The sequence below is a fragment of the Paenibacillus glycanilyticus genome (assembly GCF_030161375.1).
Lineage (GTDB): Bacteria > Bacillota > Bacilli > Paenibacillales > Paenibacillaceae > Pristimantibacillus > Pristimantibacillus glycanilyticus_B.
In genome coordinates this window covers 24,825-41,282 of sequence record NZ_BSSQ01000009.1, presented here as the reverse complement: position 1 = coordinate 41,282, position 16,458 = coordinate 24,825, and the positions used below count along the sequence as shown (strand labels likewise).

The following is a 16,458-nucleotide window of genomic DNA, read 5'->3' as shown; positions in this document are numbered from 1 at the left end:
TCTCAATTCATTATGACGATAAGGTCAAAGGAGAATCCAAGATGATGCAACCGATCCATCCGGCTGAAGTTCAACGACGCCTGGAAAGCCTTAAAGATCAAGATGTGTATATTCATCTTGAGATGACAACAGGAGCTTACGCGGCTCATCATGATGCCTCCAAGCATCCTGCCGCTACTTTTATAACCAACGCCGTTATTCAATATTCGCATAGTTTGATTTCAGGGAACGGACCTTACCGTGTCGGCCTGAAAATGCTGCAGGGCTGGATCTATTCGGAAGGGTTGACCCACTACGAGGAGAACGAACCGGAACGGCTTATTCTTGCCGGACATGACCAGCAAGGCAAGCTTGTCGTTTCGCTGCAACTGAGCAGAGAACCTTTTTAACCTTTTGGGACAGCTTGAGTTAAAGGAAGGAGAGAAACAGATGGAACGAGTACTAGTTATATTGCCGCATCCGGATGATGAAGTGTTTGGGTTGTCTGGCACGCTGGCACAGCTGATCGATCAAGGCGCAATTGTTACTTATGCTTGCCTTACGTTAGGCGAGATGGGCCGCAACATGGGGTTTCCGCCATTCGCAAGCCGCGTGACGCTGCCGCAGATCCGCCGCGGAGAGCTTGAAGAATCTTGCGCCGCTATTGGCATTCAGGATTTGAGGATGCTTGGCTTCCATGACAAGACGATTGAGTTCGAGGACAAAGTGTTTCTCGATGAACATATTCATGCTCTTATTGAGGAAGTAAAACCCGACGTCATCTTCACGTTTTACCCGGGCTACAGCGTTCATCCCGATCATGACGCAACCGGCGAAGCGGTTGTCCGGACGGTGGGAAGGCTGCCCGAGGCGGACCGCCCTCCGGTATATTGCATGGCGTTCTCCCGGGATCACGAGCAGGCGATCGGCAAGCCGGATATTTCGTTTGACGTGCGGGATTACCTGAAGAACAAATTGGCTGCGCTCCGGGCGCACCGTTCCCAATTCCAAGCGGCCGATATTATCGGCAGCAAGCAGCATACCGACAAAGAAATCCGGGAGCGCTTCGGCACCGAACGGTTCTGGACCTATAAGTTCGAGACATGGAAATAAGCACGATGACAGCAGACCTTTGCTTAGAAGCAGGGTCTGCTTTTTTGCGTACGCGCCGTCTGGATTTCTATTATTTGGTCAAAATGGTATAGTGGTTACTAGAATCGATAACAAGGAGAGATGGGCATGAAACAAGAAGAAGTGACGGCTTTTATCGGTGCGTTAGCGCAACCATGGCAGGCGGAACTGTCTAGCGCCCTCCGAGATCTGGTGCATGAGACTGTCCCAAGCGTGGAAGAACGGATTCAATACAAGAAACCCCATTTCTTGAAAAATGGCAAATACGCTGCCGTCATTTCAACGGCGAAAGACGCGGTTAGTTTTGTTATTTTTAATGCCGAAGGCATCGAATTTCCGAAAGGTTTCGACGGGCCGCCCGAGCGGAAGACCGTTAAATTCAAAGACGGACAAGCCGTGGATTACAGCCTGCTCGGCGAATTGCTGAATAAAGCGGCGGCGGGATTGTAAACGGAATGCGCTCGAAGGCTACGCTGCTCCGCGCCGGGCATTGCACACACTCACTGGCTGGAGGAACAAGGCGGCTGCTGATAGTTGATTGTGTATAGCGTTGGATTTTATAATACGGACATGTATCCCTATATCGGGAAGCGATGATGTGTAGGGGCGAAAGGAGCCGTTATGGAAGCGAATAAAACAGAATTTACAAACATAGACGAGTATATTGCAAATTTCCCCCCGGACCTGCAGGTTATATTGGAAAAGATCCGAGAAGTCATTAAGGAAGCTGCGCCGGATGCGAAAGAAAAGATCAGCTACCAGATGCCGGCTTTTGAGCTGAACGGAAATCTGGTTTATTATGCGGCGTTCAAGAAGCATATCGGATTTTACCCGACGGCCGGCGGGATTAGCGCTTTCCAAGAGGAGCTTTCCGCTTACAAAGGGGCGAAGGGCTCCGTACAGTTCCCGCTGAACAAGCCGATTCCGTTCGAGCTGATTAGACGGATTACCGAATACCGCGCTGCGGAGAATCGGGAGAAAGGGAAGAAGTAGGATGGAGAATGTCTATCTCGTTCGTCCGTCTCTCGAGTGGAAGGAGCCGTATCTGGATTTCTACCGGGAATGGATCGACAGCGGGCAGGATATCGTGCCTTGGGTGGTGGAGCAGGATCCGTCGGATTTTGCCGCGATGATTCAGTGGCTGGAGGATCAGGAGAGAGGAATCGGCATTGCGGATGACCGGGTGCCTCATTCGACGTATTGGCTTGCGGCTGACGATGGCAGGGTTGTTGGCGCAGTCAATATCAGGCATGCGTTAACGCCATGGCTGATGGACCGGGGAGGGCATATCGGCTACGGAATCCGTCCTTCGGCGAGACGGCAAGGTTATGCGACCCAGATGCTGGATTTATCGCTCGAGAAGATTAGAGAGCTTGGCGTACAGCGGGTTTTGGTTTGCTGCGACGATTGGAATGTCGGGTCGGCCAAGACCATTCTGAACAACGGCGGAGTGGAAGATGATCATTTTGTAGAGGAAGACGGGAATGTGATCCGGCGGTTCTGGATCGAATAGTGACCATTCGACGCTTACGGCGATTTGTAGAATCGTTGTAAGCGTTTTGTTTCGGAAATTGTCAAAAATCACACAAGCCAGTCGAAAAGTTTTGGGCGCTTTTATCAACATGTCACCTTTCATCGCATATGGTGTAGGAAGGTGGTGATGATGAAGTGACATTTACACTTATCGACTGGATTAAGTACACGTTCTGGGGCGTATTCGGATTCATGATTATCGATTTCGTAATTGCCTTTTCCAAGTCGTTCTGGGAGGGAAGCTTCAAGACATCATTTCTTCCTTATCTAAAGGACATCCTATTCTACGTATATCCGATGTATTTCCTTATATCCATTGTGTCCTTGGACCCGACGGAATGGACGCTGATAACGTTGTTCTTTATCGGCGGCTTATCCCTGATCGTGAAGTACGTGATGGACATTATCGGCCGTTTCAAGCCCAAGCCCGAAACCGAGCAGTAACCAAAAAGACCCTTCGGGGTCTTTTTTGCGTTACTGCTCGGTTGTGCGGCGGAACGGTGCGAGTAACGGTGCAGCAGGCAAAAAGCCTGCTGCAGGAGGTAGGCGCTGTGGCGGAACGGTGCGAGTAGCGGTGTAGCAGGCAAAAAGCCTGCTGCAGGAGGTAGGCGCGATGGCGGAACGGTGCGAGTAGCGGTGCAGCAGGCAAAAAGCCTGCTGTAGGAGGTAGGCGCGGTGGCGGAACGGTGCGAGTAGCAGTGTAGCAGGCAAAAAGCCTGCTGCAGGAGGTAGGCGCGGTGACGGAACGGTGCGAGTAACGGTGCGAGTAACGGTGCAGCAGGCAAAAAGCCTGCTGCAGAAGTAGGCGCTGTGGGAGTTGCAGCGCTAGCAGCGCGGAGTGGCGAAGCCCACGACCGCTTATTTGTCGCGCTCGCGCGAGCAAAAAAGACCCAGCGAGCGCGGGTCTCTTCGGCTTCATCCCCAACGATGAAGCAAGGTTTTTGTGGTGTGTAGCGCGAGGCAAGGAGCAGGCAGGCACGGAGCAAGTAAATGTTCTGGAGAAGCGGAGCGTTCGCCTTTGTTTTCAAAGTTTAACCTTTAACCAATTGGAATCGGAAACTTTGAAAACAACAGCGATCGGAAGAACATTTACTTGCGTAGTGCCAGCCACAGCGACCCAGCGCCCGCCCCCACAGCGCAATACCACGCCACAACTACCTCCCCTCATCGTCCCCCCTATACTCTTGCGGAGTCACGTCAAAAAACTTCTTAAACACCCGTATGAAATAAGCGGTGTTATTATAGCCAACCGTCTCGGAAATCTCGAATACTTTGGCCGGAGTCGTGCGGAGCAGGAAAGCGGCTTTCTCCATCCGCAGCCGATATACATATTCCGTCAGAGGCTCACCGGTTTCTGCCTTATAAATCTTCGACAGATACACCGGGTGCAGATGAACATGATCGGCTATAGCCGGCAAGGATACGTCCTTGGCCAGATTCGCATCAATAAACGACCGGACCGACCGGACAATCATGCTGTGATTATCTTTCAGCTCCTGATCCGCATCTTCGCGGATGGCCTGCAGAATGCGGATGGACCATTCCATTAGCTGCGACGCGGTTGTATAAGCCGGAGCACGGAAGAACTTCATGGCATCAGCCGACAAAATCGTCGACAGCTGCTTGCCGTTTTTGTGGATGATATACGAAAAAGCTCCGGCTAGCACATGATAAGCTTCGATCAGCTGTTCGGGTACATCCTGCTCGCTGCCAGCCTCCAGCATATCCCGGAAAATATGTCGGATTTTAACCTCCACATCGTCGAATCGGCCGGCATCCAAAAGGCTAATTAGAGTAGGCGGCTCATACAGTGACCATAACGTATTAACCGACCCGGTCTCCGCTGCTTCCTGTGTAGTTACAAACAGCCCTTTTCCGTAACCCATTTTCCGGCGCATGGAGGTGACGGCATTCTCGTAAATGTCCTTGATTTGCGCCGGGAACGGTCCCCAGCCTCCAACAAGCACCGAAATCGCTCCCTTGAGATAGAGCTGTACGTTGGTTTGAATTTGCGCGGCGTAACGTTCTAGCAGAGCTTTGGCCTCGGCTCGGGCCACAGACGAGTCTTTAGGTTTTACGACCAGAACAATGTAATCATGGGCGTCCCGGGCATGCCAGATGACGTAGTCTTTTTGCATAATTTCACTCGTAATGTTGCAGATCGCATATTCCATGAGCGCGGAATCCTGTCCGGGCATTTCGGCAAAATGTTCCTCCATCCGCATTAGCATCATGCAGATGTCATCCCCAGCGGCAAAAGGAAGCTCCAGCAGCTTCAGCTTGTCCGCCAGAGCAGAAGAAGTGCTGCCCCGCAGCAGCTCATTGAGCGTATTCGCACGGAGCAGAGGGAGATGTTCATTCAACGTATATAACGTTTTCTGGTAAGAGGCGACTTGCTCCCATTTGGCCTTGATTTGGTTGACGACGCGAGTCACCGAATCTATTAGATCTTCGTCGCTGACCGGTTTCAGCAAATAATCAAAGGTGCCTTGGGCAATCGCCTGCTTGGCATAATCGAAATCCGCATAACCCGTCAGCAAAATCGTTCTAACATGCGGCCACTTGTTATTAATCGCCGTAATAAGTTCGATGCCCGACATGCCCGGCATGCGGATATCGGTTATGACAATATCAACCGGATGGTCTTCCATAATCTGCAGAGCCATCGGTCCGGATAACGCTTCGTGAACAACGGTAATGCCGCACGTTTCCCAGGGAATCGTCTCGGCCAAGGTCTCAACAACGGACCGTTCATCATCTACCAACAAGAGCTGTAACATGCTGCTTCACCTACTCGATCGTTTTATGGCTTGTTTTATCGCTCCAGGCAATCATGGTCTGGATTCCCCCTAATTCGGAAGCGGAATAAGACAAGCCGGCTTCTTCTCCAAACAGATACATCAGTCTTTGGTGCACATTCCAAGTCCCGCAGCCCATTTGGTCATCCAGCGGTTTGGTAAGCTTAAGCTGGAGTTCCCGCATATCCTCATCGGACATGCCAACTCCGCTGTCTTCAACGATCAAACGATACTGGCCGTTATCGTCGGCGTACCCGCGAATACGGATTTCGCCATTCTCCGCTTGCGGCTCCAGACCGTGAACAATGGCATTTTCCACAATGGGCTGCAGGGTTAACCGGGCAATAGTCTTGTCCAATATATCATCCGCTACATCGATCGTAAATCGCATCCGCTCGAGACGAAGCGACTGGATTTCCAAGTAATTCGTAACCATGCTGAGCTCCTCGCGGATAGTCGCTTCGTCGTTCTCGGACCTCGTTATGTAACGGAAATATTCGCCTAGATTAAGCGACATCGCCACGACCGCTTTTTCATTTTTCATCCGCGCCATGTTTTTAATATAGAACAGGCAGTTGTACAAAAAATGCGGGTTGATCTGGGACTGCAAATGTTTCAGCGTGGCTTCGCGCCGCCGCAACCTCTCCTCGTACACATTCTCGATAAGTTCCTGAATCCGCTGCGCCATAATATTGAACCGCCCGAACAAAAGGCTGAATTCGTTATTGCCCGAATGGTTAAGCCGAACCGAGAAATCGCCGGACGAGAGCCGTTTGGTTCCCCGGACGAGCTGCAGCAGGGGGACTTGCACACCCCGGTAAATGATGAAAATAACCGCCAAACTCATGACGAGCAGAACCGCAATCGAGGTATAGAACAAATTCCGGCTGCTTGTAATCGGACTTAGAATCTGCTGCATCGGAACATAGTCGACATAATACCAATCCAGACTATTCGACTTGATGTAGGAGACGTAATATTCCGTATTGTCCAGCTTCGTGCGGAACCCGCCCCTGTCGCCAAGCTTGGAATCTTTCAGCTTCTGCGAGAGCATAGCAATCTTTGATTCATGGGCCGAACTGTTCTGAATCGTGCCTTGGCTGGCGTTGAACAGGAAAGGATCGCCGCTGTTATTCACCTTGTTCTCGTTCAGCATCGTCTTCAAATGCGTGATCGGGAAGCTGATTTTCGTAATAAGTCTCGCGCTTTGGGGATTGGACATGGCCGTCGTAGGTTCGGTGGCATACCAGACAAAGTTATCGCCCATATACTCCCAAGATTTGAGGAAGGGCTTTGTAAAAGCGCTTTCTTGATAAGTGATCGTGTTGTAATATTCCGTGGACAAGGCGTCCCCCGTACGCGGGAAATACAACGTAATCGTAGAATGCCATTTGCTTGCCGCGTTGTACAGATTCATTTTCTCCAGGATGGCGACGCTTAGCTTTACCCGTTCGTAAGGCTGCCCTTTGAAGTCCGGCCGCTGGAATTCCTGGATGCTGGAGTCTTGTCCGATCGATACGCCGTAGAGTGATAATTGATAAATATTGGACTCCACTTGGGCAGCGAAGGAGGATAGACGATTCGTTGTGCCGCTTTGGATTTCGTTCTCGATCACGCGCACGCTTTCCCGGTTGGAATAGGTGTACAGAGATAAGACCGGGATGAGCAAGAGCAGCACCAGAAGCGAAATTTTGGTAAAAACATTAAAGCGCAGCAGCAAGATGATGCCCCCTTAAGATAGTTAAAATATCAATATCGTTGTTGCAATATTAGGATATAGATCCAAAATCGGCGTTGCTATAATCGTTATCATACAAGGTCAAGGCGACCTCGCATAGTATAAAAATTTGTCTGAATATGGAGGTTACCGCGGTGAAAGAAACAGCTGTACAGCTATCCACACCACAAGAAAAACGCCGTGCTGCAAGGAAAAGCTGGAACATGAAACGGAACTGGCCCCTGCACATGATGCTTCTGCCGGCGCTTATTCTGGTCATTATTTTTCAATACGTTCCGATGGCGGGCATCGTGATTGCCTTCCAGGATTTCAAGCCTTTTAAAGGACTGACGGGGTCTGAATGGGTAGGCTTCGACAACTTCCGGTTTCTGCTGAAATATCCGGATATCGGCCAGGTCATCTGGAATACGCTTGTCATTGCTTTTTTCAAAATGGCTGCGGGGTTAATCGTTCCGTTCCTCTTCGCCATTCTGCTTAACGAAATAAGGCTGATGGCCTTCAAACGGATTACGCAAACGCTTGTGTATTTGCCGCATTTTCTGTCCTGGGTCATTCTCGGGGGGATCTTGCTCGACATTCTGGCTCCCGACGGAGGGCTGGTGAACAAAGCGGTGACGGCGTTTGGCTTCAAGGAGATCTTCTTCCTTGGCGACAACAACTGGTTCCGGTTTACCTTGATCGTCAGCGACGTGTGGAAGGAATTTGGCTTTGGCACCATCGTCTTCCTGGCGGCGCTTGCCGGCATTAATCCCGCGCTGTATGAAGCGGCGGAGGTCGACGGAGCTTCAAGGCTGAAGCAGACCATTCACATTACGATGCCGGCTCTAATGCCGATTACAATCGTGCTTGGCACGTTATCGATCGGCAACATTCTGAACGCGGGTTTTGATCAGGTCTTTAACTTGTATAACCCTCTTGTCATGGAGAAAGGCGATATTATCGATACGTTCGTGTACCGGCTAGGGATTTTGAACGGGAAAATGAGCTTCGCAACAACGGTCGGGTTGTTCAAATCCGTCGTAGCAACCATTCTAATTGCGACCTCGTACCGTATGGCTTATAAATTTGCGAATTACCGCGTCTTCTAAGGGGGTTCTACTTTGTACCACAAAACGTTTGGCTACAAAATTTTCAGCATCAGCAATTATGTGTTTCTTGGCCTTCTGTCGATCTTATGCATCTTGCCGATTATCCATATTCTCGCGGTCTCGTTCAGCAGCATGGCTCCTGCCTCGTCGAATCTCGTAGGCTTCTGGCCGATCGGCTTCACAACGGACGCTTATGAGAAAACGTTCGGCAACTCCAACTTTCTGAACTCGCTTGGCGTTTCGGTCATGCGAACGATCCTTGCTACGGCAATCGGCATGGCGCTTTGTCTCATTACGGCTTATCCGCTGTCGAAGGAGGATCTTAACTTCCGCGGCCGCACGATGTACATCTGGATCTTTGTCTTTACGATTCTGTTCAGCGGGGGCCTCATCCCAAGCTATATTCTGGTGCAGAAGCTGGGACTGATGGATTCGATCTGGGCGCTGATCTTGCCCGGCGCGGTATCGGTATGGAATATCATTCTGATGCTCAATTTCTTCCGGAGTCTTCCGAAGGAGCTGGAAGAAGCGGCCTATCTGGACGGCGCGGGCCAACTCAAGACGCTCGTTCTTGTGTTCATCCCGCTGTCGATGCCTTCGATCGCAACGTTGTCGCTGTTCACGATGGTGTACCAATGGAACTCCTGGTTCGACGGGATGATCTATATGCGGGACGTCAAGGATTATCCGCTGGCATCGCTTCTCCAGACGATTATCGTCCAGCAGGATTTCAGCAAAATCAACGTCGATCCGAAGCAGTTGGAGAACATTTCGCAGCGTACGGTACGGGCTGCGCAGATCTTTATCGGCGCGCTTCCGATTCTGCTTGTTTATCCGTTTCTGCAGCGGTTTTTCGTAAAAGGCATGGTTATTGGCGCGGTAAAAGAGTAACTGCAACCTGGGATGAGGCCGCCTGCGCGGCCTCGCCATACTCAGCAGGATAAACGAATTTAGGCTTATGCTTTCGAAGTAAGAATCATCACAAACGGCTTTTTCCCAAGCCGTTTGTGTGATTATTCTTTTTAGGCTTACGCTTTCGAAGTATGAATCATCACGATGACCTCTTAAAAGGTCATTATGGTGATCATTCATTTTAGGAGGTTATTTGGGGATGGAAATCGTGAAAAAAAGGCTATCGCAATTGATGATTGGGAGCATGCTTCTCTCGTGCATAAGTCCGTTTGCCGGCGGGAATCGCGTTCACGCCGAGGAGCCGGTTAGTGCTACGTCGTTTCTGGATATGACAGGGCATTGGGCAGAAACGGCAGTGAAGCGCATGGCTTCGTTTGGAGTTGTAAGCGGTTACGAAGATGGCGGGTTTAAGCCCGGTTCTACCATCAGCCGAGCCGAGTTCATTACGATGCTGGACCGGGTATTCGGGTTTGCCGGATCGAATAAGGACGGCTTTCAAGATGTAGCGCAGAACGCCTGGTATTATGACGCGGTAACAAAAGCAAGCGGATCGGGAATTGTGCAAGGCGTGGATGCCCGGCATTTTGCGCCAAACGCCAGCATTACAAGAGAAGACGCGGCAGTTATGATCGACCGTGCGTTCGAGCTGTCGACGGGCTCCGAATCGGATGCGGCGCTTCGGCAATATAAGGATTACGCGGATGTATCCGGCTATGCCAAGAAAGCGCTTACCTATTTAGCAGACGAAAAATACATAAAAGGCTACAACGGCAAACTTCAGCCGAAATCGCCGATTACGCGCGCCGAATCAGCCGTTCTATTGTCCGGCATGATCGGTGATTTGGTTACGCAGCCTGCCGCGTATGATGCCGCTGAAGTGGAAGGCAACCTCATTATCCGCTCAACCGGCGTGACGGTCACTGGTACGGCTGTGCACGGGAACCTGCTGCTTGCCGAAGGAATTAAGGAAGGCGACGTTGCGTTAAAGGACGTGTCCGTGACAGGCAAGACCGTTATTAAAGGCGGCGGAAGCCACTCCGTTGTATTTGATCATGCCCAGCTGAATGAAGTGCTTATTAACAAGCCAGGCAGTCCGGTACGGGTTGTTTTCTCGAACGGCACGACAGCCGGCGAAGTGCTGATCCAGCAGCCGACGGATTTCGAGTGGTCGGAAGACAGCGCGGCGCGGAAGCTGCAAGTTCAATCGGACGGCGTCACGGTCAATGACAAATCGGTACCGGCTGGCACAGTAACATCGCTAGTAGCCGGAGGCTCTGGCTCAACGGGAAGCGGTACAACAAATCCGCCGGCAACATCCGGCGAGAAGCCCGTGCCTTCAACAACCATTGCGGATAATGAATGGAAGTTGGTCTGGAATGACGAATTTAATGCTTCTTCGCTTGATTCCAGCAAATGGACGGTACAGGATACCGGCGTCGTCTACAATAACGAGCTGGAATATTACAATCCGGATAATGCAGTTATCGAGAAGGACGGAGACCGCAGCGTCTTAAGCATCAAAGCGAAGAAAGAAGAACATAAAGGCAGCCAGTATACGTCCGCGAAGCTGATTACCAAAGAAAAGGGCGACTGGACTTACGGCAAAGTGGTGGTTCGCGCGAAACTTCCGGTTCAGCAAGGCATGTGGCCGGCGATTTGGCTGCTGCCAACGGATGAAGCCCATTACGGGGGCTGGCCCGCATCCGGCGAGATTGACCTGATGGAGCTGATCGGCGGGGCGAACAAGAACCGCGCTTATGGCACGCTTCATTACGATAGCGTTCAACCTGACGGTTCGCATGGCTCCGATCAGAGTAGCTATGTTTTGCCTGAGGGCAAGTCGTTTGCCGATGATTATCATGATTTTCAACTGGAATGGCTGCCGGGGGTTATCCGGTTCTACGTGGACGGAGAACTCTACCATGAAGTGAGAGACTGGAAAACAAAAGGTCCGGGACAGCCGGAATATTATACGTATCCCGCGCCGTTTGACCGGCCGTTTTATCTCATCTTGAATTTGGCCGTTGGCGGAGATTGGCCGGGAGCGCCTAACAGCGATTTTGCGGCGGATCAGATGAATGTGGATTTTGTCCGCGTGTATGAATACAAGAATCTCGCCAGCTGGGAAGACGTAACGGGCAATCCGCCGGAGCCATCGCCCAAACGCGAGCCGCAAGCAGACGGGAATTTGCTCTATAACGAGAAATTTACGCAGCCTACTGATGCAAATGGCGTTCCGCAAGATTGGCAGTTTCTCTTGAATGCGGGCGGTACCGGCGAAGTGACGGTATTGGATGACGCGGCACAAGGGAAAGCGGCAAAAATCGCGATCGATAACAGCGGCACGGAAGTTTATTCCGTTCAGCTTACGCAGATGCCGGTCTTTTTGCAGAAGGGCAAGAAGTATAAAGTCACTTACGACGCGAAGGCGGACGGAACGCGTACGCTTATGTCCAAGGTGAATCAGTTCGAGAAGAGCTGGAAGAACTATTCGGGCGAGCAATACGCGAATCTGACAACCGATTGGAAGTCTTATGAATATACGTTCGACATGCTGGAAGGCACGGATAATAACGCGAGATTTGAATTCAATCTTGGCAAAGATGACACCGCTGTTTATCTCGCCAATGCGAAGCTGGTTGAGATTGGCGATGCGTCTCTGCAGCCGGAGGTACCGGCGGAGCGGACGGCGCTAGCTGACGGCAACTTGATCTATAACGGCACGTTTGATCAAGGGAAAGACCGGTTGGCATTCTGGACCAAGGCGGTGGCTTCGGATGCTGAAGCTACGGTTAGCGTCAATAACTTCCTGGCTTTTCCGATCTATGAACGGCAACTGGTTGTTGATGTGAAGAATGGCGGTACGGCAGCGGAAGCGGTCTCGGTTACCCAGCCGGATCTGGTGCTTGAGAAGAACAGCGAATACGCGATTTATTTCGATGCCAAAGCCGATATGCAACGGAGTATGAAGGTTGACCTGACAAGCGATCATTCGGTTGCGTTCCCGGGAGGAAGCAACGTCACGCTAGGAACAACGATGCAAACCTACTCGCTTGAAGCAATTGTAGGGGACGGCGCAGATCAAGCGAATGCGGAGTTAAAGCTGTTGTTCGGCGGCGATACGGGCAAGATTTACGTGGATAATGTGCGGCTTGTGAAACGCGGCGAGCCGCTTGCCGTTGCGGGCTATACGCATATTCCGGCCGCCCGGGCCTGGGAGATGCAAGGGCTGCAGCTGGAGAATGCAAGCGAAGGCGGCAAAAATATCGCTTATATGGATGAAGGGGATACGCTCAAATACAAGATTGGCGTAACGCACGAGGGGAACTATCAAATCTCGGCAAGAGTCGCCAGCGGTCAGGATCAATCGCAAATCCGACTGCGGATCAAAGACGAGACGGGTGCCGTCATCTCGCAGATGAGTTATGATCTCGGCAATACGGGAGGCTGGCAAACGTATAAGACGATCTATTTGAAGCCTGCCGCGTTGGAAGCCGGTCATGATTATTACTTGGAATTCCAAGGCTTCGGCTATAACACGCTTTGGGTCGATCTATCGCCAAATCTCGTGCAGAACGGCGGATTTGATGCCGATCTTAACGGATGGAGTTTTATTGCGGGTTCCGGGGCAACCATTAGCCGTGCGGAAGAAGGGGAAGTTGTAGCGGATCTTCCGGGAACAAGCGCGAACTGGTGGGACGATACGCTGCAGCAGACTCCGCTTCCTATCGAGAAAGGCAAAACCTACAGGCTGGAATTCGAGGCGTCGGCTTCAAGCCCGAAATCGATGCAGGTTGTTGTTTCGCAGAGCAGCGGGGAGTTCGCCAAGTATTTGGAAGACACGGCACGGCTGACCGAGGACCAAGAACATTATACGTACTCTTTTACAATGGAGAATAACTCCGATCCGGCTTCCGTACTTGTGTTTGGGCTTGGTGACCCGGCAGACAACGCAGGCCCGCATACGGTAAGGATCGACAATGTACGGCTGTACGAGGTGAATGGTTCGGCGGAAAGCGGCGGACAACCGACCAATGTGAATCTGCTGCAGAACGGCAATTTCGCAAGTGGTCTTGAAGGATGGTTCGCTTATACCGCAGCCCCGGGCGAACTCTCGATCGCGGCGAATAACGGTAAGCTCGAGTCTTCAATTGGCGCCGTTGGCGATAATCCATGGGACCGCCAGGTGATCCAGGAAGGTTTCGCTATTCAGCAGGGTTATAAATATTCGTTTAGCTTCAAAGCAAAAGCAAGCACGGCCAGAAAGCTTGGGCTTGGAATCGGCTGGGTGGATGTGCCTGCGGGGTATGCCTGGCATGGCTATTACGGCCAGCAGGTAGATTTGACGGAAGAAGAGCAGACGTTCACCTTTACGTTTGACGTAACCGACGAGGGTTATAATACATCCCGCATTTCCTTCGATATGGGCAATATTCCAGGCGGTAATGCCGGCAATGCCATGATCACGATCTCGGACGTTAGCTTGGTCAATCTTGGACCGGTTTAACGCCATTTAATAGATCGATTGCTTTAAGGTTTGGACTATAACCGGAGGTGTTCCATGAAAAAGAAAGCGTCTCTTCTGATGGCGGGTTCGGCAATCGTGTCCATGTTATTCGTCTCAAGTTCTTACGGGGCTACGGAGTTTTGGGAACCGCTGACTTACTACAATCCGGTCACCTGGCAGAAGGCGGACGGCTACTCGAACGGCGGCATGTTCAACTGTACCTGGCGGGCGAACAACGTAAGCTTTACCAGCGACGGCCATCTGAAGCTGGGATTAACGAGCTCGGCGTACAACGTGTTTGATTGCGCGGAATTCCGGTCCGTATACAAATACGGTTACGGCCTCTACGAGGTTAGTATGAAACCTGCGAAAAATACCGGTATCGTCTCCTCCTTCTTCACGTACACCGGCCCGGCCGACGGAACGCCATGGGATGAGATCGACATCGAGTTCCTCGGCAAGGATACAACGAAGGTGCAGTTCAACTACTTCACGAATGGCGTTGGCGGCCACGAGAAGGTTGTCGATCTTGGCTTTGATGCCTCGCAAGGTTTCCATACTTACGCGTTTAACTGGCAAGCCGGCTCGATTCAATGGTATGTGGACGGTGTGCTGAAGCATACGGCGACCTCCAACATCCCAAGCAATCCGGGCAAAATCATGATGAACATCTGGAACGGCACCGGCGTAGACGGCTGGCTCGGCGCCTACAACGGCGCCAATCCACTCTACGCGGAGTACGATTGGACGAAATATACGAGCAATTAATAGAGGTAACGGTGCAGGGGGATCCTGTACCGTTATTTTTTTGTACAGGAAATTCCAACTGACACAAGCGGCCGGGTACAGTAAAATTTTAAGATACATATTCAATTTCGAACATCCTAAAGAAGTGCAATCGATGTTGCAATCTTAGTATAGAACGGGGCTAGCGGGTTCCTTAATATAAGTCCTGTAAGCTATTACATTGCACTGGGGGAAATGCAGTTGAAAGAACATAAAAGAAAGTTGCTGCCTACCATGGTACTTGCGGGAGTGATCTCCCTCACGGCGATTACAAGCGCATGCGGCAACAATAACAATGCAGCAGGCAATGCCAATTCCAACGCAAGCCAAGAGCCTAGCAACACCGCTGCCGAAGGTAATGCAAACGCGGGCGCGGAAGCAAAAGACGTGAAATTCGATCCTCCGATTACGATTAGCTATTTGCGTCCTTGGGGGCCGGACGTGAAGTTCAAAGAGGGCGAAGATCAGGACAACAACGTCCATACGAAATGGGCGCTTGATAAATTCGGCATTCAGCTCAAAAACCAGTGGATTGCGCCTTCCACCAACAACGCTTTCGAAACGAAGCTTCGGTTGTCTCTCGCAACAAACGAGAAGATGCCGGACATTATCTCTTACCGCGGCGACTTTAACCTTGTAAGAGAGCTAATCGATTCCGGAAGATTTATTGATGCGGGCGAGCTATTCGATAAGTATGCCAGCCAAGTATGGAAGGACGCAATGAACGAAGATCCAACGGTATGGTATCCGTACATGGAGGACGGCAAACGCGTCGGCATTCCGATTCTCGATTACGCTTACAATGGCGACCCGGTGATGTGGATTCGCGAAGACTGGATGCAGAAGCTTGGATTAGCCGCTCCAAAAACACTGGACGATCTTGAAAAAGTGATGGATGCCTTCACGAACCAGGATCCGGACGGCAACGGCAAGAAAGATACTTACGGTCTGGCGATTGGCTTCAAGAACTGGATCAACACTTGGATGTCGGATGCGGGCTGGATCTTTGGCGCATACGGCACGATGCCGAACCAATGGAACAAAACCGCGGACGGCAAGCTGGAATACGGCTCCGTTACGGAAGGCTCCAAGCAGGCTCTTGCCACTCTTCAAAGCTGGATGAGCAAAGGTTATCTTCCAACGGAAGCGGGTCTGTACGACGAGACCAAAGCAGCAGAAGATTTCACGGCCGGCAAAGCAGGCATCGTGGTTGGTCCTCACTGGATGCCGGCATGGCCGCTTGAAGACGTGAAGAAAAACAATAAAGACGCTCAATACAAAGCATATCCTCTGCCTGCTGGACCGGATGGCAAAGTCGGCCGTCACGGAACGTCTAACTCCAACGGGGTTGTCTTGATCAATGCCGAGATGGAACATCCGGAAGCGTTCTTCGCTTACCAGAACTACCTGTTCGAGCAATACGCGAATCCGCAAGTTGGCGGAGAGTTCGAGAACGGACTTGCCGAAGGTTATGACTGGGTAATGGCAGACGGCCAAGTGAAGACGGACGCGGCAAGCACCGGCGGTTACGCACCGGAGAAGTATACGATTACGTTTGACGGCGCGCGTATTCCAAGCCTGAACATGCAAGTGCTCTCGAAGCTCGCAAGCGGAGAAGAAGCAACAACGCCATTCGAGAAAAAGCTCAAGCTGAGCTCGAGTCAACCTTTGCTTGAAGCGGCGAAGATCGTATTGGAGCAGAAGGATTCGGTTCTGCCTCAAATGTTCACGGGTGCTCCGACGGCAACGATGCAGACGAGCAACGATATTCTCGCGAAGATGGAGAAGGATACCTTCTCGCAAATCATCTACGGCAAAGCGCCGGTTGATTCCTTCGACAAATTCGTGGACAAGTGGAAATCCTCCGGCGGCGACAAAATCACTCAGGAAGTAAACGAGTGGTACCAATCCGTCAGCGGCGGAACAAAATAATAATAAGTTTCCAAACCGCCTCTAAATACTAGGGGCGGTTTTTTTTCGCCCCCC

13 protein-coding genes are annotated in these 16,458 nt (G+C 51.3%); 11 read left to right on the top strand and 2 right to left on the bottom strand.

Annotated elements, in window-relative coordinates; all coding sequences use genetic code 11:
• Positions 1 to 44: 44 nt before the first annotated feature.
• From QQK89_RS10665 to QQK89_RS10640, 6 genes are all read left to right on the top strand, one after another.
• Positions 45 to 389, top strand: coding sequence for a YojF family protein (locus QQK89_RS10665; protein WP_284238617.1), 345 nt, complete (start codon positions 45 to 47; stop codon positions 387 to 389).
• A gap of 40 nt (positions 390 to 429) precedes the next feature.
• The gene (bshB2, locus tag QQK89_RS10660) at positions 430 to 1,092 is read left to right on the top strand and encodes a bacillithiol biosynthesis deacetylase BshB2 (RefSeq protein WP_284238541.1); all 663 of its coding nucleotides are present in this window, start codon (positions 430 to 432) and stop codon (positions 1,090 to 1,092) included.
• Between the two features lie 126 nt (positions 1,093 to 1,218).
• Positions 1,219 to 1,560: a DUF1801 domain-containing protein gene (locus QQK89_RS10655; protein ID WP_284238539.1), complete on the top strand. Its 342-nt coding sequence runs from the start codon at positions 1,219 to 1,221 to the stop codon at positions 1,558 to 1,560.
• A gap of 171 nt (positions 1,561 to 1,731) precedes the next feature.
• A complete protein-coding gene (locus tag QQK89_RS10650; RefSeq protein ID WP_284238538.1) occupies positions 1,732 to 2,103 on the top strand; it encodes an iron chaperone in 372 nt (123 codons plus the stop codon).
• Between the two features lies 1 nt (position 2,104).
• Positions 2,105 to 2,623: a GNAT family N-acetyltransferase gene (locus QQK89_RS10645; RefSeq protein ID WP_284238537.1), complete on the top strand. Its 519-nt coding sequence runs from the start codon at positions 2,105 to 2,107 to the stop codon at positions 2,621 to 2,623.
• A gap of 155 nt (positions 2,624 to 2,778) precedes the next feature.
• Positions 2,779 to 3,087 (top strand): hypothetical protein, encoded by a 309-nt coding sequence (locus QQK89_RS10640; protein WP_284238536.1) that lies wholly within the window; start codon positions 2,779 to 2,781, stop codon positions 3,085 to 3,087.
• Between the two features lie 710 nt (positions 3,088 to 3,797).
• On the opposite strand, the gene QQK89_RS10635 is transcribed toward QQK89_RS10640, so the two are convergent.
• Both QQK89_RS10635 and QQK89_RS10630 read right to left on the bottom strand, forming a co-directional pair.
• Positions 3,798 to 5,423, bottom strand: coding sequence for a response regulator (locus QQK89_RS10635; protein WP_284238535.1), 1,626 nt, complete (start codon positions 5,421 to 5,423; stop codon positions 3,798 to 3,800).
• Positions 5,424 to 5,433: 10 nt separating this feature from the next.
• Positions 5,434 to 7,161, bottom strand: a complete 1,728-nt coding sequence (locus tag QQK89_RS10630) for a sensor histidine kinase (protein WP_284238534.1) — start codon at positions 7,159 to 7,161, stop codon at positions 5,434 to 5,436.
• 221 nt (positions 7,162 to 7,382) lie between these two features.
• Here QQK89_RS10630 and QQK89_RS10625 point away from each other — a divergent pair, with 221 nt between their 5' ends.
• From QQK89_RS10625 to QQK89_RS10605, 5 genes are all read left to right on the top strand, one after another.
• Positions 7,383 to 8,267, top strand: a complete 885-nt coding sequence (locus QQK89_RS10625; protein ID WP_284238616.1) for an ABC transporter permease — start codon at positions 7,383 to 7,385, stop codon at positions 8,265 to 8,267.
• Positions 8,268 to 8,279: 12 nt separating this feature from the next.
• Positions 8,280 to 9,158, top strand: a complete 879-nt coding sequence (locus QQK89_RS10620; RefSeq protein ID WP_284238533.1) for a carbohydrate ABC transporter permease — start codon at positions 8,280 to 8,282, stop codon at positions 9,156 to 9,158.
• A 220-nt stretch (positions 9,159 to 9,378) separates the two neighbouring features.
• On the top strand, positions 9,379 to 13,686 hold the full coding sequence (locus QQK89_RS10615) for a carbohydrate binding domain-containing protein (protein ID WP_284238532.1): 4,308 nt from the start codon (positions 9,379 to 9,381) through the stop codon (positions 13,684 to 13,686).
• 102 nt (positions 13,687 to 13,788) lie between these two features.
• Positions 13,789 to 14,454 (top strand): beta-glucanase, encoded by a 666-nt coding sequence (bglS, locus tag QQK89_RS10610; RefSeq protein ID WP_434481654.1) that lies wholly within the window; start codon positions 13,789 to 13,791, stop codon positions 14,452 to 14,454.
• Positions 14,455 to 14,667: 213 nt separating this feature from the next.
• On the top strand, positions 14,668 to 16,404 hold the full coding sequence (locus tag QQK89_RS10605) for an extracellular solute-binding protein (protein WP_434481650.1): 1,737 nt from the start codon (positions 14,668 to 14,670) through the stop codon (positions 16,402 to 16,404).
• Positions 16,405 to 16,458 lie beyond the last annotated feature (54 nt).